Genomic DNA, 20867 nt, shown 5'->3' with positions numbered 1-20867 from the left:
ATGCGTATTTTAGGAATTGATCCCGGTCTTAGAAAAACGGGCTTTGGTGTGATCGATGCTCAAGGCCAGAAACTTTCATGGGTAGCCAGTGGTACGATTGTCATTGATACAGACTTATCGCTGGCCTTACGTTTGAAAGTCATCTTAGATAATATTCGAGAGATAGCGGATCGGTATCATCCTGATGAAGCCTGTATAGAGAAGGTTTTTGTTAATACTAACCCTAATTCAACACTTTTACTAGGGCAGGCGAGAGGGGCTTGTTTGTGTGCTTTGGCAGATTCTGATTTAGAAGTGACCGAATATACCGCTTTGCAAATTAAAAAATCTGTGGTGGGAAAAGGTCATGCCGATAAGACACAAGTGCAAACAATGGTGAAGTATCTCTTGAATTTAAATAGTGCTCCCTCTCCTGATGCGGCGGATGCTTTAGCCTGTGCGATTTGTCATGCTCACACCAAGCCATTGTCGGAGAAATTACAAGGCCAATCATATACCGCTATTCGTGCGGGCCGTTTTAAATAATACTGTATCGGTGGATATTGAATCAATTAAAACGAGTATCGAGCGATCGAGTCTTGTAATCATCAATTGGATGACAGAGGCATTTATCCAATTAGATAGATAGCCTTTCACCTGATCATCCCTTTAAGTTCTATATCCTTTTAGTAAATGATTGCCAAGTAATGCACGTAATGGAGCGATGGCATCCATTCCCATTAACCCTAGCCCGCAAGCATGATGGATGAGTGAGCAGTTTGCGGTAGTAATTCTGGGCAAGGTATCTGTTAAGCTCCAAGTAAGTCTTCTGTCTAGAAAACGTCTTTTCTCAAAATCTTTCAAATATGCTTGAGGATTGGCTTGTGGACGAATGATCCAGTCTCTTAAACTTAATGTTAAACACGCCACATCTCGTAAACCTAGGTTTAAACCTTGTCCTGCAACGGGGTGCATGGTTTGGGCTGCATTGCCAAGTACGATATGTCGTCCATTCACTAGAGTACGACTCGCTTTTAGAGCTAATGGAAAAACGACTCTTGTATCACAAACTGAAAATTTTCCTAAACGTTCACCAAAGTGTTGTGTTAATGCTTGAGAAAATGTTGGATCATCGAGCTGTTTGAGATATTCGGCCTTTTCGGGAGTGGTACACCAAACGATGGATTGGGCGTTTGGAATACTGGGGTGAGGTAGTACCGCTAAAGGACCTTCTTGTGTAAATCGTTCCCAAGCCCATCCTGCTTGAGGGAACTGTACTGTTGCGGCGGTAATCAAAGCACTTTGATGATAAGGTTTATCAATATCATGTGATTGAGATCCATCGCATTGAATCGCCAATCTAGCATAGATTTCTTGGGAGGTGCTAGATGCTGCAATCGGTGATTGCTGTGAAACGACAACAAAATCAGGATTTGAAATTTTTTGGACAAATGCTTTGCCTGATGAAAAAATAGTTACGCCATCAAGATAGGCCTGTTGCATCGTTAACCAAAGTTCTGCGTAATTGACACAAGCCCCTAATGTTGGCACTTTCAAGTCTTGAAGCGTAATGATGGTACGGCCTAAATAACCTTTTTGTGAAACATGAACATGTTCAATCGGGGCAATATGTTCGGGCCATAGATGGTACTTTTCTAAAAATACTTGGCTACCATAGTTTAAGGCCAGTACTCGCTTATCTGTCTTTGGATCGAGTACGGGTGTTTTGTCTTGGAATAATGCAATCTTTAATTTCCCTTGACTCATTTGTGCCAACGCACTTGCTAATGACAAACCAACGGGACCCGCTCCGAGAATTGCAATATCAAATGAATTCATAACAAAACCTATGGTTAAAATGTTTTAAAATAGACTCATTTTATTATAGTTGAATGGATAGATTGGCTGTGGGTATAGAAGAAGTTTTACATTTATTGGTTCCTTGGGAGTTCTCTCCTACTTTATTAGTGCTATTTCTTCTGTCTGCAGTGTTATTTTGGCGTGGTAGTCGTGTGATGACGATTTCCATATGGCGACCTATCTTGTTTTGGAGTGGTTGGTTGTTGCTGTATCTATCCATGCACACACAGCTTGATTATTATGCTGAACGTGTTTTTTATATTCATCGTATTCAACACGTTATCCTGCATCATTTATCGCCTTTGATGATAATGGCATCGTATCCCGGTCAAGTGATGATGAGGGGGATGCCTTTTACTATACGTTATCGATTTAGGTCATTAAAACATACCTTGTTAGGAAAATGCTTAATAGGATTAATGACAAATAAGGTGTTGGTGCCATTCTTATTTGTGTTCTTAGTATTGGTTTGGTTGATTCCAAAAGTCCAGTTTTACGCGATGTTGGACTGGCAACTTTATCGTTTGATGAACTGGTCTGTAGTATTAACAGGCTTTATGTATTGGAATTTAATTTTAGACAGACGACCTAGTATTCCAAGGAAAATTACCGCTAAGCATCCTATAGGCAGATTTTTTCAGCGTTTTGTCTTGGGTGGCCATCCTGCTGTGATGTCGGTAACAGAACGAATTCTATCACCTATCTTTACCATGTTGCCCCAACTTATTGTCGGCATATGGATTGTGTTAACCACGACTAACTTATATCCTTTGTTTGAATTGTGTGGACGAGCGGTCAATATCTCTTCCATGGACGATCAAAGGCTTGGTGCTTTTATTTTATGGGTGCCAGCAGCCTTGGTGGAAACGTTTGGTTTGGTGGTTGCCTTGATGAATTATTTGAGCTTGTCGTCAAAAGGGCGTTTGGCTCGAGCCAATCGTGCTAAAGAAGATTAGACGATTAAGGAAAACCCTTATTGATTTTTAGTATTACTACGCATATCCTACTTACGTTATCAGATAGAATGGATAAGGAGGAAAGATATGTCTAAAAATTACAGAAAATATGCGGTTTTGGCTGTTTTAGCAATTTTTGGTCTTTCAGCGTGCGGAGACAATAAAGGACCAGTAGAACCTACTGCGGTGAGTGCAGTATCAAAAACAGAAGCACCTAAATTAGATACAAAGTTTGTGACGATTGCCACAGGCGGTGCTTCAGGTCCATATAATATTATTGCTACATCGATGGCTGAAATTTATCGCCAGACTTACCAAGTGAATTCAAAAACTCAAACAACGGGTGCCTCAGTTGAAAACTTGAATTTGATAGATCAGGGTAAGGTTGAGATGGCATTTGTGATGTCTGACGCATTGAATGATGCGGTTAATGGCACAGGAAACTTTAATAAGAAGATTGATAAGGTGTCGCAGATTGTTGCTTTGTATCCTAATGTTGTTCAAGCAGTGACCTCCAAAGGTACAGGAATTAAAACAATTGAGGATATTAAAGGAAAACGTGTAGCAGTGGGTGCATTGAACTCTGGTGCAGAAGTGGCCACTCGAAATTTACTGAATGGTTTTGGTATCACGTATGACGATATTCATCCAGATTTCTTGGGCTATGCTGAGTCGGCTGATGCATTAAGATCTGGAAAAGTCGATGTAGCCTTTTTAATCAGTGGTTTGCCAAATGCTTCTTTGTTGGAATTAAAACAAGGTTTTGATTTACAACTTATCGAAATTCCTTCTGATAAGGTTATCGATATCTCAAAAACGATTCCCTATTTTTCAACGACCAGCATTCCTATCAATACGTATGACAATGATGAACCTGTAGTGACAGCATCGATTAGAAACGCGTTGGTAGTCAGAAGTGATTTATCGGAAAATGATGTTTACTTATTAACGAAAACATTTTTTGATAATTTGGCTGTTTTAGAAAATGCTCATCAAGCGGTTAAAGGCATTGATGTAGAGAATGCAGATAAGAACTTTGTGGCACCTATGCATCCAGGTGCATTGAAATATTATCAGTCTCGATCTAAATAATTTTGTGTCTAAAAAAATAATTGTTGTACTGATGCTCCCAGTTTTTTTGGGAGCATTACTTTGGCAAAAAGACTATGTGTTGATTGATTGGCATGACAAAAGTTGTGTGATTCCCTCTGATCATTTTGCCTTGAGATGGCGACATTCCGTTGAAAAACAAATGTGGGAAGAACACTATGTGTTGAAACATGGACGTATCCAATTAGATAAAACTTTTTTTCAATCATACGGTGCAGGTACGCCGTATGCAGAAAAAGTGATTCATGCACCCAAAGGGTATGTGGCGTATCAAATCGATCGTTCTTTTGATGAGATGAATTGGGTGGTATCAAGAAATATGGAGGGAGCGATTTTATGGATGGATACCACATGGAAAATATCGGACACCGTTCCAGACTATACCGAGATAAAGATAAAACCAATGAAGACGGCTTATTATCAATCTATTTTCATGGAGAATTGTTATGAATAAAAGTGAACATCAAGCTCAAGAAATATTAGAAAAATACGATAGAGAATCTGTCACTCGTACCATTCGTTCTTCATGGTTGAAATACTTGGTGGGTGCCTTGGCAGTGGCTTATTCACTTTTTCATGTTTACATTACTTTTTATCCTATGCCCACTATACTGCAACGTTCAGTCCATGTTTCAGTGGCGTGTGCATTGATTTTTTTGTTATATCCTTCACGTAGTGCGAATAAGCATAAAGGTGTCTCTATATTTGATGGGCTTTTCTTTATTTTGTCGATACTCACTTCTGTTTATCTTTTTGTTGAATACTTGCCGATTACGACGACCAGAGGCGGGATTCCAAATGATTGGGATATCGTGATGGCCATTATCATGGTGGTGTTGGTTTTGGAAACGACAAGACGTATTACAGGCTGGATACTGCCTATATTTGCGGGTGTTTGCCTGTTATACCCTTTTATCAGCCACTTGTCATTTATGCCTGATAGTTTGTTGACCAGACCTTATGATTTAGGAGATATTTTTGGACAGTTGTATTTAAAAACAGAGGGTATCTTTTCAACGGCCATTGGAGCGTCTGTTTCGTTTGTTTTTCTGTTTATTTTGTTTGGTGCGTTTTTAGAACGTTCTGGAATGGGGAAATTATTTAATGATTTGGCCCTTGCTTTAGCGGGGAATAAACAAGGTGGACCTGCGAAAGTGGCGGTGATTTCAAGTGGGTTTATGGGGAGTATCAATGGTGCTGCGGTTGCCAATGTGGTTGGTACAGGTGCATTCACGATTCCATTGATGAAAAAAATTGGTTATGACAAAAATTTTGCAGGTGCTGTCGAAGCTTCTGCATCAGTTGGAGGGCAAATTCTTCCACCGATTATGGGAGCCAGTGCCTTTATCATGTCCGAAACAACGGGAGTCAGTTATGGCACGATTGCATTAGCCGCTTTGTTACCTGCTCTTTTGTACTACTTGGGCGTGATTGCACAAGTGCATTTTCGTGCTGGACGATTCAATCTAAAAGGGCTTTCAAAAGATCAGTTGCCTGAACTGAAAAAGGTTTTAAAACTTAGAGGGCATATGCTCTTACCCATTATCTTTTTAGTAGTGTGCTTGGCTAATGCTATTCCAGTGGGGTATTGTGCTTGTTACACCATTTTGTTTACGATTGTGGTGAGTTGGTTCAAAAAAGAAACGCGAATGGGGCCTAAGGCGATTTTAGAAGCATTAATCAGTGGTGCAAAAAATTCTTTGTCAGTTACCGCAGCTTGTGCAGTGGTTGGGATAGTGATTGGTGTGGTGAATTTAACCAGTTTTGGTACGGTTCTGATTTCGTCCATCATTAGTTTGGGGGCGGGTTCTTTATTCATTACTTTATTGTTAACGATGGTCGCATCAATTGTATTGGGGATGGGCTTACCGTCTATTCCTGCTTATATTATTACGGCAACGATGGCGGCACCTGCTTTGGCTCAGTTTGATGTGCCGATTTTAGTCGCTCATATGTTTGTTTTTTATTTTGGCATCTTTGCTAATATTACGCCACCAGTTGCTTTAGCTGCCTTTGCGGGTGCGGGTATTTCTGGTGGTGACCCGATGAAAACAGGTTTTTATTCTTTGAAATTGGCCTTGGCAGGTTTTATTATTCCTTTCATGTTTGTATATAACCCTCAGATGTTGATGATTGATATTACGGGCGTTGAGATGACTGCAAAAGCCTTTTCACTTCCCGCTTGGCATCAAATCGTTTTTGTTATCGTGACATCAGTGATTGGTGTGATCAGCTTATCCAGTGCGGTTGAGGGGTATTTTAGCGTTGCGTTATCTTGGTTTGAAAGAGTGCTATTAGCCGTTGGTGGCATCATGTTAATTGCACCCGAAGCCGTTACCGATATGTTGGGGATGTGTCTCGTTGCGATATGTTTGCTGATAAATTACAAGAAATCATGCTCAGTTAAAAATGCATGATGTTTTACTGTAAAATAACGCCATCTTTTATTATGGCGACGATCGATGACAATAGAACAGTATATAGACGCTTTACCCAAAGCAGAATTACATCTTCATATCGAAGGAACATTCGAACCTGAATTGATGTTTGAAATGGCACAACGTAATCAGGTATCGATTCCCTATGCAAGTGTGGAAGAAGTTAAACAGGCTTATCAGTTTCATAATTTGCAGTCGTTTCTAGATATTTATTATGCAGGGGCGAGCGTTCTATTACATGAACAAGATTTCTATGATCTCGCGATGGCTTATTTTCAGCGTTGTTATGAAGATAATGTCGTGCACACGGAAATATTTTTTGATCCCCAAACGCATACACATCGAGGGGTGAGTTTTGGTGTGGTGATTAATGGTTTGTCAAAAGCGTGTCAAGATGCGAAAAAACAATACGGTATCAGTAGTGAATTGATCATGTGTTTTTTGCGTCATTTGCCACAGGATGATGCGATCAAAACCTTAGAACAAGCCAAACCTTTTTTATCTCTTATTAAAGGGGTGGGCTTGGATTCGTCAGAATTAGGTTTTCCGCCAGAATTATTTTCAGATGTCTTTCAACAAGCCAAAGAATTAGGATTGATGCGTGTTGCTCATGCGGGCGAAGAGGGGCCAGCTTCCTACGTTTGGGGAGCATTGGACGCTTTGGATGTAAGTAGAATTGATCACGGCGTTCGTTCTCAAGAAGACGATGTGTTAATGCAAAGATTGGTGGACGAACAAATACCATTAACTGTTTGTCCGTTGAGTAATTTGGCCTTGAAAGTCGTCAATCATCTCAAACATCACAATTTAAAGAAAATGTTAGACAAAGGTGTTTGCGTTACGATAAATTCAGATGATCCTGCTTATTTTGGTGGGTATATGAATGCGAATTTTTATCAGATTACCCATGCATTAAATCTCAGCAAAGATGATGTAAAACAATTATGTTTAAATTCATTTAAAGCCTCGAGTTTAAGCCAAGAAGAGAAAACATACTGGTACGAAAGAATTGAAGCCGTTTCTCAGCATGACTAAGAAATCATGTAATGATTGGCCTTATTCATTATAGGCCTGTTTACGGATTGAGTGACGCGAAACTAAAGTATCTCTAGACCTGATGATCGCTGGGTTAAATTAGTCGATACGAAACTGAGAACTGATGAGGATTGATGATCGCTAGTTTAAATTAGTCGGCACGAAACTGAGATCTGATGCGTCTTGACAGTTGTGATGATGAGTAGCTTAAGTTAGTCGTCACGAAACTAAGGTTTAAACAGCTTCTTGACTGTTGGTGGTTTAGATTAGTTGTCGCAAAATAAAAATATAGATGGCTATCAGAATGAAGGTACAGACATCCTGATAGCCTGTTTGTTAAAGAGATTCAATATCCGTTTTTTTGAGTTGAGCCCCTTTTTTGATGTCGGTTAAGGCTTTCTTACCGATAAGTTTCTCATAATCATCAGCACTGAAATCACCTGTACCAGGGCGTTTAACCCAGATATTTTGTTCGCTTAATAATTCACCTGCATGAATATCTTGGTCAGCAACGACGGAAGCAAATGCAAAGTCTTTCGTAGGTTTTTCACTACTTACTACGCTATCTTTGTGACCGCCTCGCATTCTTTTCAGTGCTTTTGAGCCTTCTGATAGTTCCTGATATTCATAAGGGTCCATTGAACAGACAATATCGGGTCCTGGACGGGTTTTGTGATCGGTGAAATGTCTTTCCAAAATCGATGCACCTAACGCTACTGCACCTAAACAAGCAAAATTATTTAAGGTGTGATCAGATAATCCAATTACCGCATCAGGAAAGGCTTCTTGAAGTTCAACCATTGCTCCTAAACGCACGTCTTCGTAAGCAGTTGGATAAACGTTCGTACAATGAAGTAGGGCATAAGGTACGCCTGCTTCACGGATGATATTGACCGATTTTTGGATGCTGGCAATGGTGTTCATCCCAGTTGAAAGAATAATGGGTTTGCCAAAGCTAGCGATAAGTTTGATAAGTGGATAGTTATTGCACTCACCTGATCCAATCTTATAAGCAGGAATGTTCATTCGTTGTAAACGTAAGGCCGCGGCTCGAGAAAACGGAGTGCTGATAAAAATCATGCCTTTGGATTCGACGTATTCTTTCAATGCTATTTCATCTGCTTCACTTAATGCACAACGTTCCATAATTTCATAAATGGATACATCGGCATTGCCTGGAATCACTTGTTTTGCTTCATCAGACATCTCATCTTCGCAGACATGTGTTTGATGTTTGATGATTTCTGCACCTGCTAAATGAGCGGCATCGACCATCTCTTTGGCAGTTTTTAAACTACCTTCGTGGTTAATGCCAATTTCACAAATAATGAGCGGATCGTAATGGGCGCCAATTTTTCTACCAGCAATTTCAAATTCAGGTGTGTTCAAGATAGATCCTTATAAAAATATTAGACAGATACGCTGGAGTCTTGATGACTCATTCTTTTTTCCAAAATCTGTTCAGCTCGTTGGATGTCATTCATGGTGTCAATATCGACAGAATCTTCTTCACTCATGATGTATAAGTTAATCGGAGAAATAAAGAAGCGTTGTTTTTCCATGATTTCTTCAATACGATTAAAGTATATGGCCCCATTGGGTCGATAGGCCTTAGATAGTTTTTGACGTGGACTTTCTAAATCCCTCAAGTCATGAATCGGTAAATATTCGTTATTGGTTTCAATAAGGAATTTATAAGGATGGTGTTCGCTTTCACAAGCAGATACCACGCAACCTTGATTCTGAATAGACCACATTTTATAGGCCTCTTGGATGTGTTTAGCTGTTCTTAGCGGACTGGTCGCTTGTAATAAACACACGGTACCTTTTTCGATATTTAGATTATCTAAGGCATGTACCACTCCGCTGATAGAACTAGCGTTATCACTGGCTAGATCAACAGGACGCATAATGACTTCAGCACCGTATTTTTGGGCTTCTTGAGCGATTTCTTGTCCATCAGTCGAGACAATAACACGATCAAATACTTCACTTCCCAAAGCTGATAAGATGGCATATCCTAATAAGCTGTGTTCTTTGATTTTGGTTAGGTTCTTCTTGGGAATCCCTTTAGAACCTGAACGAGCGAGAATAATGGCAATTTTTTGAGTCATAATGATTTATTGATAAAAAGTTTTTTGGATAGGAATACTCCAAAGTTCGGGTGATTCGATGTATTGTTTAAATAGGCTCGCACTATCTCCTGTACCAAATTCAAAATGGGTGTAAGAGGGAAGAGATAGATCGTGAATAGTTTGAATCGCATCTATGATTTCTTGGGTGTTATAACCGCAGTTTTTAATGCCAGTCATATGTGAACGCTTATTTTGTCGGGTTCCTACATTGATGGCTGGCACGCGATAAATAGGTGCTTCTCTCACGCCTGCACTAGAGTTGCCAATGATGAAATTTGCGTGTTTCAGCAAGGTTAAAAAATATTCAAAACGAATAGATGGGAAGCATTTAAAGTTTGGTGTGGACAAAGATTTGATTTCGGAAATAATAAAATCACTACCCAGATCATTGTTGGGATACACCACAATATAGTTTTTACCACTTTGTGCTAATGCTGCAAAATACTGTTTTGCATATTTGGCTAGATCTTCGTATTCAGTTGTGACGGGATGAAATAACGATATGGCGTAATCGTTAAACGTAATATCGTAATGTTTTTTGGTTTCCTCGATACTGGGAAGATGCGTGTTTAACATGATGTCAATATCGGGAGATCCAATAGTGAAAATAGCCTGAGGATTTTCGCCCATTTTTATTAAACGTTCTTTGGCTTTTTCGTTGCACACCATGTGTATCTGAGACAATTTGCTAATGGCATGTCTGATGGAATCATCGATAGTGCCTGATAATTCGCCCCCTTCAATATGGCAAACAAGCGTATTATTCAGTGAACCAGCGATGGCTCCTGCTAAGGCTTCTACGCGATCGCCGTGAATGATGATCATATCTGGTTTGATAAAATCAATTTGACGGTTGAGAATGTTTATCGTGTTGGCTATCACGCTAGACATCGGTTCCGAGTCAGTTTGGTTAGGAATAAGGTAGATGTTTTTGTAACGTTCTCTCTGGACTTCGAGAAAAGTGCTACCATAGCGTGACAGCATGTGCATACCTGTCACAACAACGTGTAATTCAAAATGACTCTCAAGAAAAGATAAAAGTGGTTTGAGTTTGCCAAAGTCAGCTCTGGTACCCGTAATACATAAAATTTTTTTCATTCATTCAACGAGCGATGATTAACTGAATTATTTTATCTTATTTTTAATAAGCAAATACCGTTTCAGATATGAAAATAGGGCTTTTTGTTGTCAAAAAGTATAGGGGATCAAAAGGCAATCACAATCGATCGGGGAGCATGAAATTTTGATACTCATGAAAAGAGACTTTGATTTAAACACTCTTGGAAAACCTTGTTAGTACTTGATGTTTTTTAATGCGGTATTGCTGATACAATAAACTGTCAAAATTTCTAAGAAAGTTGTAAAGGTTGCTGATGAAAAAAGAACGTTGTGCCATTGTTGGAGATAGTGCATTCGTCAATGAGTTGGAGCAGATTGCTCGTTTGAATGGCTATGCTCAAATCGATACTTATCCAGAAAATGGCTTGGCTGATTTGATTATCAAATTATCACAATACGATCAGGTCGTCTTGGGTAGTCAAGATGCGAGATTAAACTTGAGTTTTTATCGAGAACTAAAAGCGTTAAATGCACCATTGCACCCACTTATCCATCCAACTAGCTATATTGCCCAAGATGCAAAAATAGGCGAAGCATGCGTGATTGGTATCAGTGTGCAAATCCAAGAACGTTGTCAAATCGGCGTGTGTAGTGTGGTGAATGCATCGGTAGTGATAGAACAAGATTGTGTAGTGGGTAATGGCGTGTATCTCGGAGCACATTCTGGACTGGCTCAACAGGTGACGGTGGGTGATATGTGTTGGATGGGCAAGGGTTCATTAGTCATGGCAAAACGTAAAGTGGGAAATTATGCTTCGATTGGATCGGGGGCTTTTGTGATGGAAGATGTTCCAGATGACGGAGAAGTTGAGGGAGAGGGATCTTATGGTATGACGGGCTATTGTTCATGTTGTTATTAATAGGGTGTAAGAGGTGCGATAGTTTTTTTAAGCATGCGATGATGAGTAAGGTGTCTTTTGGGATGATGGCTGTCGATGAGGAGCCGTCACAATGGGCTAAAAAACGGGATGGATGAGATTAAAAGAAATAAGTGTGAAAAATAAAAAAACCTTCTACATGAGAAGGTTTAGTAAACTGGAGCGGGAAACGAGTCTCGAACTCGCGACCTCAACCTTGGCAAGGTTGCGCTCTACCAACTGAGCTATTCCCGCAAGAATTCTGGAGCGGGAAACGAGTCTCGAACTCGCGACCTCAACCTTGGCAAGGTTGCGCTCTACCAACTGAGCTATTCCCGCAAAACATAAACCATAAATATAAACCGACTTGGTTTATAATGTCAATACTTTGCACTTGTTTTTCGATGAAAATGTTTGATTTGTACCACGCCAACACTTTTGGTATTCATGCTAAGGCATTGAATTATCATGAAATAAAGACGATTGAGGCGGTTCGTGAATTGCCTGCTTATCCTGCTGAAAATATCTATATTTTAGGTGGGGGTAGTAATGTTATTTTAAATGATGTTATTCAAACGCCAGTATATCGTATGCGAATAATGGGAATAGATAGATTACCCGATGATGGACAGTACTATTACTTCGAGGTGGGTGCAGGGGTTGGGTGGCATGATTTTGTCTCGTTGACCATGGAACAGGCTTGTTTTGGTTTGGAAAACTTAGCTTTGATTCCTGGAACCGTTGGTGCGGCACCCGTTCAAAATATTGGTGCATATGGCTCAGAGTTGGCTAGATTTGTATATAAAGTCAAAGCGTGGAATCGAAAAACTCAACAATTTTATGAATTATCTGCCCAAGATTGTCGCTTTTCCTATCGCCATTCTTTATTTAAAGAAGAGCCTTGGTGGTGTATTACCAGCGTTGTGTTTAAACTTCCTAAGCAGGATGAACCTAATTTATCGTACCCTGTTTTAAAAGAGGCGGTGGGTTTATCCGCACACCCCAAAGCGATTTTTGAGGCGGTTTGTCGCATTCGTCGGGAAAAATTACCTGATCCTCAAAAAGTAGGAAATGTAGGGTCGTTCTTTAAAAACTGTACGATTCAGCCAAAAACGTATCAGGCCTTACTTGAAACATATCAGCATGTTCCTGTGTTTATACAAGAAGATGGCTCATATCGTTTGCCTACCGCATGGTTGATTGAACAAGCAGGATGGAAAGGCTTTTCCAATGGGCGTGTAGGCGTGCATGATAAACAGGCTTTGGTATTGATTAATAAGGGTGGGGCTTGTTTTTCTGATGTCAAAAAATTGGCGGAAATGATTCAACATAGCGTGGCAGAAAAATTTGGACTCACAATAGAAGTGGAACCAAGCTTCTGGTATGAGTAAATCGTTATCTAGTCGTGTTAAATTAACCTTTCGCTATATTCGTGAATAGGGGATGATTAGACGGTTTTTCACGATTAGAAGTGGCATGACGGTAGTGTTGGTGGATAAAGGATAGTGAGGCAAAAGTCGCATTAAACGCAAGAAAATAGAATAGTCTTCATGAGGTACAAAGAAGACTATTCTCAATCACTTTTTAGTGTTTGGACGTATGAGCCTTAATAACATCAAGCATATTGAATAAACCTGATGATTGGGATTTAAGGAAACACGCGGCAAGTAAACTACCACTAGCATAAGCATCACGGCTATTAGAACGATGGGCAATCTCGATGATTTCGCCAGGTCCACAGAACATAACACGATGATCGCCTACAATATCACCGCCACGCACAACAGAAAAACCGATATGTCCTTTTTCTCGAGGGCCTGTATGTCCATGTCTGGCCCAATCCGCTACCTCGTTCAGATCGACCCCTCTAGCTTGAGCGACGACTTTGCCCATTTCTAAAGCCGTGCCTGATGGTGCATCGACTTTATGTTTGTGATGGGCTTCAAAAATTTCTATATCGTATTCGTCATTCAGCAACTGAGCGGCTTTTTCAAGAAGTAAAAAAGTGCTGTTGACACCAATGCTCATGTTTGGCGAAAACACGATGGCTAGTTGGTGGCTGGCCTTTTCTAGTGTTTGGCGTTGTTCAGAAGTTAATCCTGTCGTGCCAATAACCATCTTGGTTTGGTATTTAAGACAATGTTCTAAATAGTTCAGTGTCGCTTCGGGGCGAGTGAAATCAATGAGACAATCAGCGTTTTTTAGCAAGCTTGGGTCATGGCTAATCTGTACGCCAGTTTCGATGCCTAATAATGCACCCGCATCTTGACCCATTAAGGGCGATTGAGGAGAGTCTAATGCAACGGTAAGTGTTAAATCGGGATGTTCGTTAACCGCTTTGATTAACATTTTGCCCATACGACCACTTGATCCTGAAATGGCAATACGCATTATTTCACCTCAATGCCTGCACCATTTGGGTAAGGCTGAAAGTCAGGTAACTTGTCGCTTTCCCACTGGATAACGCGATTGTTTTGGAACTTAATCGTTAGATTTCTGATGATGGGTTGATGGAACGGACGTTTGTAATAGTATGAGTAACTCCAGTTGTTGGCATTAAAAACATCCACCACCAAAGGCGAACCCATTAGGTATTCGACTTGTTCTTTAGTCATACCTTTGCGTAACTGATTTAACTGATTTTCAGTAATCCAATTACCTTGTTGAATGCTGGGAATGTAAGGAAAACCCCAGTTGCCACTTTGGCTGGAACAAGCACTGAGTAATAGAGCACTTAAAGATAATAAGAGTGTGCGTTTCATCTTCATATTTTGTCCAAATAATCTTTTGTTATCGTATGAGAGATTGTAACCTATCTGTTAAACGGAATCGGTCATGAATTTCAAAAGATACATTTAAACATATCTCTTGTGCTTTGTGTTAAAATGAGCGGGATTTTATATTATGGGATAAAACTGATGTCTGATAACGCGTTACCAGAAGAAGTCGATTTAAGAAGTGTGGGCCTGAAAGCGACGTTTCCTCGCCTTAAAATTCTTGATATTTTTCGCAAAACAAACCAACGTCATTTAAGTGCAGAAGATGTTTATCGTATGTTGGTAGGCGAAAACTCTGAGATTGGCTTGGCAACCGTGTATCGTGTATTGGCTCAGTTTGAGACAGCTGGTATCTTATCTCGTAGTCAGTTTGATAATGGTAAATCCGTGTATGAGCTAAATAGCGGTGATCATCATGATCATATGGTTTGCTCAAGTTGTGGTGTGGTGGTTGAATTTAATGATCCAGGTATTGAAGATATCCAACGCCGAATCGCTGAAGAAAAGGGCTTTAAGTTAGCGGATCATGACTTAGTGTTGTACGGTATTTGTCCCAAGTGTCAAGGTTCTAAATAAACGAATTAGACTTGGATAATGATAAAAGTCGTGTGTTTAAAAGCACTCGACTTTTTTTATGCTTGATGCTGACAAAGTGAGATTAAATAATCAAATAGTTTTTGTTGTTGAGGATCCGTGGCGGCAGATCGTTCGGGATGCCACTGTACCGCAATTAAATTAGGGTGCTCACTATGTTCGATTGCTTCGATAAGTCCATCATCTGCCCATGCAACGGCTTTTAACCCTTTGCCTAAATTTTTAACTGCTTGATGATGATAAGACACAGTTGTGGGATTGGGCCCCATAATTTTCATGATTTGAGAGTTAGGGTCAAGACTTACTTTGTGATAGGTGTTAGAGTTGGTTTGGGTATCTAAATGATTTAACACATTTTTATATTCACGGCTGACATCTTGATATAAGGTGCCACCACACACCACATTCATAACCTGCATGCCACGACAAATGCACAAACAAGGTTTATTTTGTTTCAAGATTTCTTTAGCAAGTCGGAATTCTACTTTATCTCGACAATCATTAATGCCATATGAATAGCAAGGCGAAGAGGTATTTTGTTCATAAAGACAAGGATTAATATCACCGCCCCCTGTCATAATGACACCATCTACAATATCTAACCAATCAGGGACATAACTTTCACAAATAGGAGGCATAAGCATGGAGATACCTCCACTGCGGTGCACAGCTTCAATGTAAGCTTCACTGGTCGTAAAACCAATCTTAGTCTCTTGGTTAGGGGCATACATGGTGATGCCAATAATAGGTCGCCTGTTCATCATGACGCAAAAAAAATAATCCGTTATTTTACTATAAGCTGATTAATATTTCGCAAAAAAATGTGTAAAGATTGATTAAGAGGGAGCGGTTTCCAAAGAGGGCGTTCCCTCATTAGCTAATCTATCGGCAATGATATTACCCTCGTTATCGGCGTGTCCTTTTACCCATACCCATTGAATCTTATGTCGTTGGCAGGATTGGTCTAATGCTTCCCATAGATCCTGGTTTTTAACGGCTTTTTTGGTACTGGTTTTCCAATTGTTGTTTTTCCAGTTTTGTAGCCAAGACGTAATGCCATTTTTGACGTATTGTGAATCGGTGTAAATGGTGACTGAACAAGGACGTTTTAAAGCGTTTAGTCCTTCAATAACGGCTTGTAATTCCATTCGATTGTTAGTGGTGTTTGATTCACCACCGCAAAGTTCCTTGCAGTGCGTGCCACTTTTAAGCAAAACACCCCAACCGCCAGGGCCGGGATTTCCTTTGCAAGCACCATCTGTCCACATTTCTACTGTTGTCATATTATGGGTGATTCATAAGTTGGTTAAGAGGTATATTTTATTCTTTTTTTCCACAAAGAATAAAGATATTGCTTTGTGTGGGCCACCAGCGATTTCCAGCTTTTTCTAAAAAATTTAATTTTTTTATCCAATAGGGGTTTTGAGTATATGGAATATAGGAAAGAAAATCTCCAAATTGCCATGAAATGCCAGATGAATAGCTAGTGTGATAAAGATCGCGTATGTGAATGAACGATTCGATGGGATGGTGGCGATAAAATCGTTTGCTCAAAGCTAGGCTATCGGGATTAAAGGCGGTTAGGATGAGGGTACCTTGTTTTTTAAGAATTCGTATCGCTTCGTGTAATATTTTTTGAGCTTGTGGGTAAAAATTAAGGGTGTGGGGTAATAATACCAAGTCAACGCTGTTATCTTCGAGGGGTAAATGAGTGAAGCTGGGCATAAAAAGCCTGTTTTTTGAACAAGCATCGGTTTCCTCTGATACAATTACAGTAGTGTCTATCAAGTCATTTTCCAAAAAGTTTAAGCCGTTCATCCCAAATTGAATGGCTTTTATATGGTGCTTGTTAGAGATAAACTCAAGAATTTTTTTTTGTTCAATACTTAATATATATTGGCCAAAGTGGCTGTTTGCCCATTGTTTCATCATTAGGAAAATAGAATGTTAAGTGTGGTGTATTTAAATGCCCTAAAAGATAATTATATCTGGATTCTACACAATAACTGTTATGTATATGTGGTGGACCCTGGACAAGCTAAGCCAGTGATTGATTTCTTAAAGAAAAATCAGCTGGAATTAAAAGGTATTTTGATTACCCATCATCATGAGGATCATGTTGGTGGCGTAAAAGCTTTGTTAGATGAGTATTCGGTGCCAGTTTACGGCCCTAGTATTGAAGCTCAAGAATATGTGACGCATCCTTTAAAAGAGGGTGATGTGTTAAGTATGGATAATGTTGTCATTAAAATAATGGACGTTCCAGGACATACATTAGGGCATATTGCTTATTTTGTGGAATGTCATAATGACGCACCTTATCTGTTTTGTGGTGATACATTGTTTTCTGCGGGCTGTGGACGATTGTTTGAAGGTACCCCAGAACAAATGGTGGAAAGTTTAGATAAGTTATCGAATTTACCTGGCAATACCAGAGTGTGTGCGGCACATGAGTACACCTTATCTAATATCGCATGGGCAAAAAAAGTAGAACCTAATAATCGAGCCTTGCAAATGTGGGAAAAAGAAGCCACTATGTTGATTAAAAAAGGTGAGGCGACGTTACCGACTACGATTGCTTTGGAACGATTGATTAATCCTTTTTTAAGATTAACGGATACGACGGTACAACAAGCTATTCAGGCCTATGCAGATGTCCAAGTCAGTGATGTGGTAACGCTATTTGCTTATCTAAGAGAATGGAAAAATAAAGGATAATGACGTTAGCGATGAGAAAAATAGTTAGATGGTTGGTGATTGGGTCGGTATGTTTGTTGACTGCTTGTACAAGCATGAAAAAATCGGCTTATCAGGATGGTTTGGTTAGACCGCATGGGACATTGAACAGCCAGAAAGTCGATAAGATTTATAACAATGTTTGGGAACGTATCATCGATGGCTTTGGAATCGATTCTTTGAATGAAGATGCGTTGATTAAACATTGGGTGAAGTATTACACAGAACGTCCTGAGTTAATGCATCGAATGCTGAATCGTTCGGCCAAGTTTTTACATTATGTCACGATTGAAGTAGAACGTCGAAATATGCCAACAGAATTGGCGTTATTGCCGTTTGTGGAGAGTGCATATAATGTGAGAGCACGCTCGAAAGCAAAAGCGGTAGGGCTGTGGCAGTTTATTCCTAGTACAGGGCGTGATTACAATTTAAAACAAAAATGGTTGTTGGATAAAAGACGTGATCCAATAGAATCCACCACGGCGGCGTTGAACTATCTTGAGTATTTATATGAGTTTCAGGATAAGGATTGGCATCTTGCTTTGGCCTCTTATAACTGGGGACAGGGGTCGGTAAAACGAGCAATCGCTTTAAATAAAGATAAAGGCTTGCCTACGGGATATGAAGATTTAAATATTCCCGCTGAAACGAGAAATTATGTACCAAAATTATTGGCATTGAAACATATTATTTTGAACGCTAAAAGATACCATATTCAGTTGCCCAATATCCCTGATAAGCCTTATTTCACGCAAGTTACGCAAGAACGTGATATGGATGTGACGGTAGCGGCCCAATTGGCGGAAATGGATGAGGAAGAGTTTAAAGAATTAAATCCAGCGTTTGACGCGCCCGTTTTATTGACCAGCCATAGCGATACTTTTTTATTGCCAATTGATAAAGTGGGGATTTACCAAACTAATCTTGATAACTATAAAGGAAATTGGGCCAAATGGCAGTTATATACCCCAAAGAAAAAGGAATCTTATGATGCGATTGCCAAAAGACATGGGATTGGATTGAGACAATTAAAAGCATTAAATGGAATCAGTGCAAGACAAAAAGTGGCATCGGCAGGGCGTGAATTGTTGGTGCCTACTAAAGGTGCAAAAGGCTTGAAAATAACTGAGGATATGTTAAGAGATGTGCAGGTCGTTAGCCAACCGTCTTTTGCAAAATCTTCTGTTAAGGTTTCGTCTAAGAAGAAAACATCAGTAAAAACGGCAGTAGCGAGACAAAAGGCAAATAAACCCACAAAATCAAAGAAAAAAACTGTTGCCTCAAAGTCACAGTCTAAGACAGCAAAGTATGTGGTTGCAAGAGGAGATACATTATTTTCGATTGCAAAACGTTATAATACGACAGTATCTAATCTACAAAACTTAAATAAATTGCGTGGTGTTGCGATACGACATGGTCAACAGATACTTGTCCCTACACGATGATTTTTAATAAGGAATAGGAAACTATGGGTTTTTTACAAAATAAACGTATATTGATTACTGGTGTGATTTCTAATCGATCCATTGCCTATGGAATTGCCAAAGCTTGTCATGAGCAAGGTGCAGAATTGGCTTTTACCTATGTAGGGGAAAGATTTGAAGAACGAGTCAGAGAATTTGCTGAAACGTTTGGTAGTCAGATTGTCATTCCTTGTGATGTGGCATCTGATGAACAGATTGAATCTTGTATTCAAGAACTTTCTAAACATTGGGATAGTATGGATGGTTTAGTTCATTCTATCGGTTTTGCACCAAGAGAAGCGATTGCAGGTACTTTCTTTGATGGTTTATCACGTGAAAATTTCCGTGTCGCTCATGATATATCGGCATATAGTTTTGGGGCGTTAACTAAAGCGGCTTTGCCATTGTTAGAGCCACGCAAAGGATCTGCTTTGACATTGAGTTATTTAGGGGCTGAGAAAGTCATCCCTCATTACAATACCATGGGCTTGGCAAAAGCATCATTGGAAGCTTCAATGCGTTATATCGCTGCAACAATTGGTCCAAAAGGTATGAGAGCGAATGCGATTTCAGCAGGCCCGATTAAAACGTTGGCAGCAAGCGGGATCAAAGACTTCTCAGCCATCTTTAATTATGTTGAAAAAAATGCACCGTTGCGTCGTAATGTTACCATTGAGCAAGTGGGTAACGCAGCTGCATTTTTATTATCAGATCTTGCTTCAGGTATTACAGGACAAACGATTTATGTGGACTCTGGTTTTGTGTCTGTGGTGCCAGGTATGGAAGAGTACAGAGATTAATAAAATCTCGGCATAAGGCTTAGTCTTTGCTAGGCCTTATTGAATGAATAAGGTGTCGGTTTATGCGTCGGATATTTTTAGATACAGAGACAACAGGCTTTGAACATAAAGAGGGTGATCGTTTGATCGAGCTTGGTTGCGTCGAAATGCAAGATAGAGAGTTGACGGGGCATAATCTACATATGTATTTTAATGTGGATCGTGAGAGTAATCCCGATGCCTTAAAAGTTCACGGTATCACAAAAGAATTCTTATCTGACAAACCCAAGTTTGAAGAAAAAGTAGATGAAATTATCGACTATCTAAAAGGGGCCGAATTAATTATTCACAATGCGTCTTTTGATGTCGGATTTTTGAATGCAGAACTTGCCAGATTGAATAAGCCTAAAATTGAGGAAATTGCAGGAAAAATCACCGATTCCTTGGCGTTAGCAAGAGAAAAATATCCAGGTAAACGTAACTCTCTTGATAATCTTTGTGAGCGTTTAGGCGTATCGAATCAACACCGTGTACTGCATGGTGCCTTACTGGATGCTGAATTATTGGCAGAAGTATGGCTGGCCATGACCAAAGGACAGTTCTCTTTGGATATGTCTTACACAACATCGGAAAAAGAACAAGAAACTCACCGAAAACAATGGCATCTAAACGTAAAAAAAGCTAGCGAAGCTGAGACACAAGAACATTTGCAATATCTAGAAGCCATGAACGCCAAAATGGATTGGTGGAAAAAGTAATCAATCATTCTTTTAGCTAAGTTTTTATCAATCAATGGGTGACATCGTATTGAAGCGATTGTGGCCCAGTATGGCTGTGCGTGGATGATTGTAGGATGGTCGTGATACGTGCGAGAGGGTGAGAGTGATTGAGAAGATCGAGTGCCGTAGAATGCTGGCGAGTGAGGAGACGGTGTGTGCTTGAATAGGTCTTTTTGGTTGGTGAGGCGGTAAGGAGGGGGTGGCTTGTCAAAGATATTTTCTTTTTTTATTTATATGATCGCATCTTTCG

22 protein-coding genes and 2 tRNA genes are annotated in these 20867 nt (G+C 39.8%); 13 read left to right on the top strand and 11 right to left on the bottom strand.

What is annotated here, in order from left to right; translation table 11 throughout:
• Complete coding sequence (ruvC, locus tag IX83_RS06675) at positions 1-525, top strand: crossover junction endodeoxyribonuclease RuvC (protein ID WP_038500594.1); 525 nt, start codon at positions 1-3, stop codon at positions 523-525.
• A 123-nt stretch (positions 526-648) separates the two neighbouring features.
• Here ruvC and IX83_RS06670 read toward each other — a convergent pair whose 3' ends face one another.
• Entirely contained in the window at positions 649-1818 is a 1170-nt protein-coding gene (locus IX83_RS06670) for an FAD-dependent monooxygenase (protein ID WP_038500590.1), read from the bottom strand.
• Positions 1819-1886: 68 nt separating this feature from the next.
• Between IX83_RS06670 and IX83_RS06665 the strand changes: the two genes are divergently transcribed.
• The 5 genes from IX83_RS06665 to IX83_RS06645 all read left to right on the top strand — a co-directional run bounded on the left by IX83_RS06665 (position 1887) and on the right by IX83_RS06645 (position 7378).
• The gene (locus IX83_RS06665) at positions 1887-2795 is read left to right on the top strand and encodes a cytochrome c oxidase assembly protein (protein WP_236620604.1); all 909 of its coding nucleotides are present in this window, start codon (positions 1887-1889) and stop codon (positions 2793-2795) included.
• Between the two features lie 87 nt (positions 2796-2882).
• Positions 2883-3887, top strand: coding sequence for a TAXI family TRAP transporter solute-binding subunit (locus tag IX83_RS06660; RefSeq protein ID WP_038500584.1), 1005 nt, complete (start codon positions 2883-2885; stop codon positions 3885-3887).
• Positions 3888-3918: 31 nt separating this feature from the next.
• A complete protein-coding gene (locus tag IX83_RS06655; protein ID WP_051919465.1) occupies positions 3919-4359 on the top strand; it encodes a DUF1850 domain-containing protein in 441 nt (146 codons plus the stop codon).
• Positions 4352-6322 (top strand): TRAP transporter permease, encoded by a 1971-nt coding sequence (locus tag IX83_RS06650; RefSeq protein ID WP_038500581.1) that lies wholly within the window; start codon positions 4352-4354, stop codon positions 6320-6322. Before IX83_RS06655 ends, IX83_RS06650 begins: the two co-directional genes overlap by 8 nt.
• A gap of 45 nt (positions 6323-6367) precedes the next feature.
• Positions 6368-7378 (top strand): adenosine deaminase, encoded by a 1011-nt coding sequence (locus IX83_RS06645; RefSeq protein WP_038500578.1) that lies wholly within the window; start codon positions 6368-6370, stop codon positions 7376-7378.
• Between the two features lie 336 nt (positions 7379-7714).
• Here the strand turns inward: IX83_RS06645 and neuB are convergent, their stop codons facing one another.
• Genes neuB through neuC form a run of 3 tightly spaced genes read right to left on the bottom strand, consistent with a single transcriptional unit; the run spans position 7715 to position 10611 of the window.
• Positions 7715-8767 (bottom strand): N-acetylneuraminate synthase, encoded by a 1053-nt coding sequence (gene neuB / locus IX83_RS06640; RefSeq protein WP_316242959.1) that lies wholly within the window; start codon positions 8765-8767, stop codon positions 7715-7717.
• Between the two features lie 20 nt (positions 8768-8787).
• Positions 8788-9492: an acylneuraminate cytidylyltransferase family protein gene (locus tag IX83_RS06635; RefSeq protein ID WP_038500573.1), complete on the bottom strand. Its 705-nt coding sequence runs from the start codon at positions 9490-9492 to the stop codon at positions 8788-8790.
• Positions 9493-9498: 6 nt separating this feature from the next.
• A complete protein-coding gene (gene neuC, locus IX83_RS06630; protein ID WP_038500570.1) occupies positions 9499-10611 on the bottom strand; it encodes a UDP-N-acetylglucosamine 2-epimerase in 1113 nt (370 codons plus the stop codon).
• A 275-nt stretch (positions 10612-10886) separates the two neighbouring features.
• Between neuC and IX83_RS06625 the strand changes: the two genes are divergently transcribed.
• Positions 10887-11492, top strand: coding sequence for an LbetaH domain-containing protein (locus tag IX83_RS06625; RefSeq protein ID WP_038500567.1), 606 nt, complete (start codon positions 10887-10889; stop codon positions 11490-11492).
• A 176-nt stretch (positions 11493-11668) separates the two neighbouring features.
• On the opposite strand, the gene IX83_RS06620 is transcribed toward IX83_RS06625, so the two are convergent.
• Positions 11669-11744: transfer RNA gene (locus tag IX83_RS06620), tRNA-Gly, on the bottom strand.
• Between the two features lie 8 nt (positions 11745-11752).
• Positions 11753-11828 (bottom strand) — tRNA-Gly (locus IX83_RS06615).
• 38 nt (positions 11829-11866) lie between these two features.
• Between IX83_RS06615 and murB the strand changes: the two genes are divergently transcribed.
• Positions 11867-12880 carry a UDP-N-acetylmuramate dehydrogenase gene (gene murB, locus IX83_RS06610; RefSeq protein WP_038500564.1) on the top strand — a complete coding sequence of 338 codons (1014 nt, stop codon included), beginning with the start codon at positions 11867-11869 and terminating at the stop codon, positions 12878-12880.
• A 193-nt stretch (positions 12881-13073) separates the two neighbouring features.
• On the opposite strand, the gene dapB is transcribed toward murB, so the two are convergent.
• Positions 13074-13880 carry a 4-hydroxy-tetrahydrodipicolinate reductase gene (gene dapB / locus IX83_RS06605; protein ID WP_038500561.1) on the bottom strand — a complete coding sequence of 269 codons (807 nt, stop codon included), beginning with the start codon at positions 13878-13880 and terminating at the stop codon, positions 13074-13076.
• Positions 13880-14257 carry an outer membrane protein assembly factor BamE gene (locus IX83_RS06600; protein ID WP_077315845.1) on the bottom strand — a complete coding sequence of 126 codons (378 nt, stop codon included), beginning with the start codon at positions 14255-14257 and terminating at the stop codon, positions 13880-13882. Before IX83_RS06600 ends, dapB begins: the two co-directional genes overlap by 1 nt.
• A 150-nt stretch (positions 14258-14407) precedes the next feature.
• Here IX83_RS06600 and fur point away from each other — a divergent pair, with 150 nt between their 5' ends.
• Positions 14408-14842 (top strand): ferric iron uptake transcriptional regulator, encoded by a 435-nt coding sequence (gene fur, locus IX83_RS06595; protein ID WP_038500548.1) that lies wholly within the window; start codon positions 14408-14410, stop codon positions 14840-14842.
• Positions 14843-14898: 56 nt separating this feature from the next.
• Here the strand turns inward: fur and IX83_RS06590 are convergent, their stop codons facing one another.
• The 3 genes from IX83_RS06590 to IX83_RS06580 form a co-directional block, all read right to left on the bottom strand.
• Positions 14899-15624 (bottom strand): gamma-glutamyl-gamma-aminobutyrate hydrolase family protein, encoded by a 726-nt coding sequence (locus tag IX83_RS06590; protein ID WP_077315844.1) that lies wholly within the window; start codon positions 15622-15624, stop codon positions 14899-14901.
• A 72-nt stretch (positions 15625-15696) separates the two neighbouring features.
• Positions 15697-16143 (bottom strand): ribonuclease HI, encoded by a 447-nt coding sequence (gene rnhA / locus IX83_RS06585; protein WP_038500545.1) that lies wholly within the window; start codon positions 16141-16143, stop codon positions 15697-15699.
• Positions 16144-16180: 37 nt separating this feature from the next.
• Positions 16181-16792, bottom strand: a complete 612-nt coding sequence (locus IX83_RS06580; protein ID WP_038500542.1) for a class I SAM-dependent methyltransferase — start codon at positions 16790-16792, stop codon at positions 16181-16183.
• 12 nt (positions 16793-16804) lie between these two features.
• Here IX83_RS06580 and gloB point away from each other — a divergent pair, with 12 nt between their 5' ends.
• The 4 genes from gloB to dnaQ all read left to right on the top strand — a co-directional run bounded on the left by gloB (position 16805) and on the right by dnaQ (position 20596).
• Positions 16805-17578 carry a hydroxyacylglutathione hydrolase gene (gene gloB, locus IX83_RS06575; protein ID WP_038500539.1) on the top strand — a complete coding sequence of 258 codons (774 nt, stop codon included), beginning with the start codon at positions 16805-16807 and terminating at the stop codon, positions 17576-17578.
• Positions 17579-17589: 11 nt separating this feature from the next.
• Entirely contained in the window at positions 17590-19041 is a 1452-nt protein-coding gene (locus tag IX83_RS06570) for a transglycosylase SLT domain-containing protein (RefSeq protein WP_038501730.1), read from the top strand.
• A gap of 23 nt (positions 19042-19064) precedes the next feature.
• Complete coding sequence (gene fabI, locus IX83_RS06565) at positions 19065-19859, top strand: enoyl-ACP reductase FabI (RefSeq protein ID WP_038500536.1); 795 nt, start codon at positions 19065-19067, stop codon at positions 19857-19859.
• Between the two features lie 62 nt (positions 19860-19921).
• The gene (gene dnaQ, locus IX83_RS06560; RefSeq protein ID WP_038500533.1) at positions 19922-20596 is read left to right on the top strand and encodes a DNA polymerase III subunit epsilon; all 675 of its coding nucleotides are present in this window, start codon (positions 19922-19924) and stop codon (positions 20594-20596) included.
• Positions 20597-20867: the final 271 nt, after the last annotated feature.

It is taken from the genome of Basilea psittacipulmonis DSM 24701, assembly GCF_000743945.1.
GTDB lineage: Bacteria > Pseudomonadota > Gammaproteobacteria > Burkholderiales > Burkholderiaceae_B > Basilea > Basilea psittacipulmonis.
Note: the sequence above shows the minus strand (reverse complement) of the source record. Positions and strands in the feature narration are given on the sequence as shown.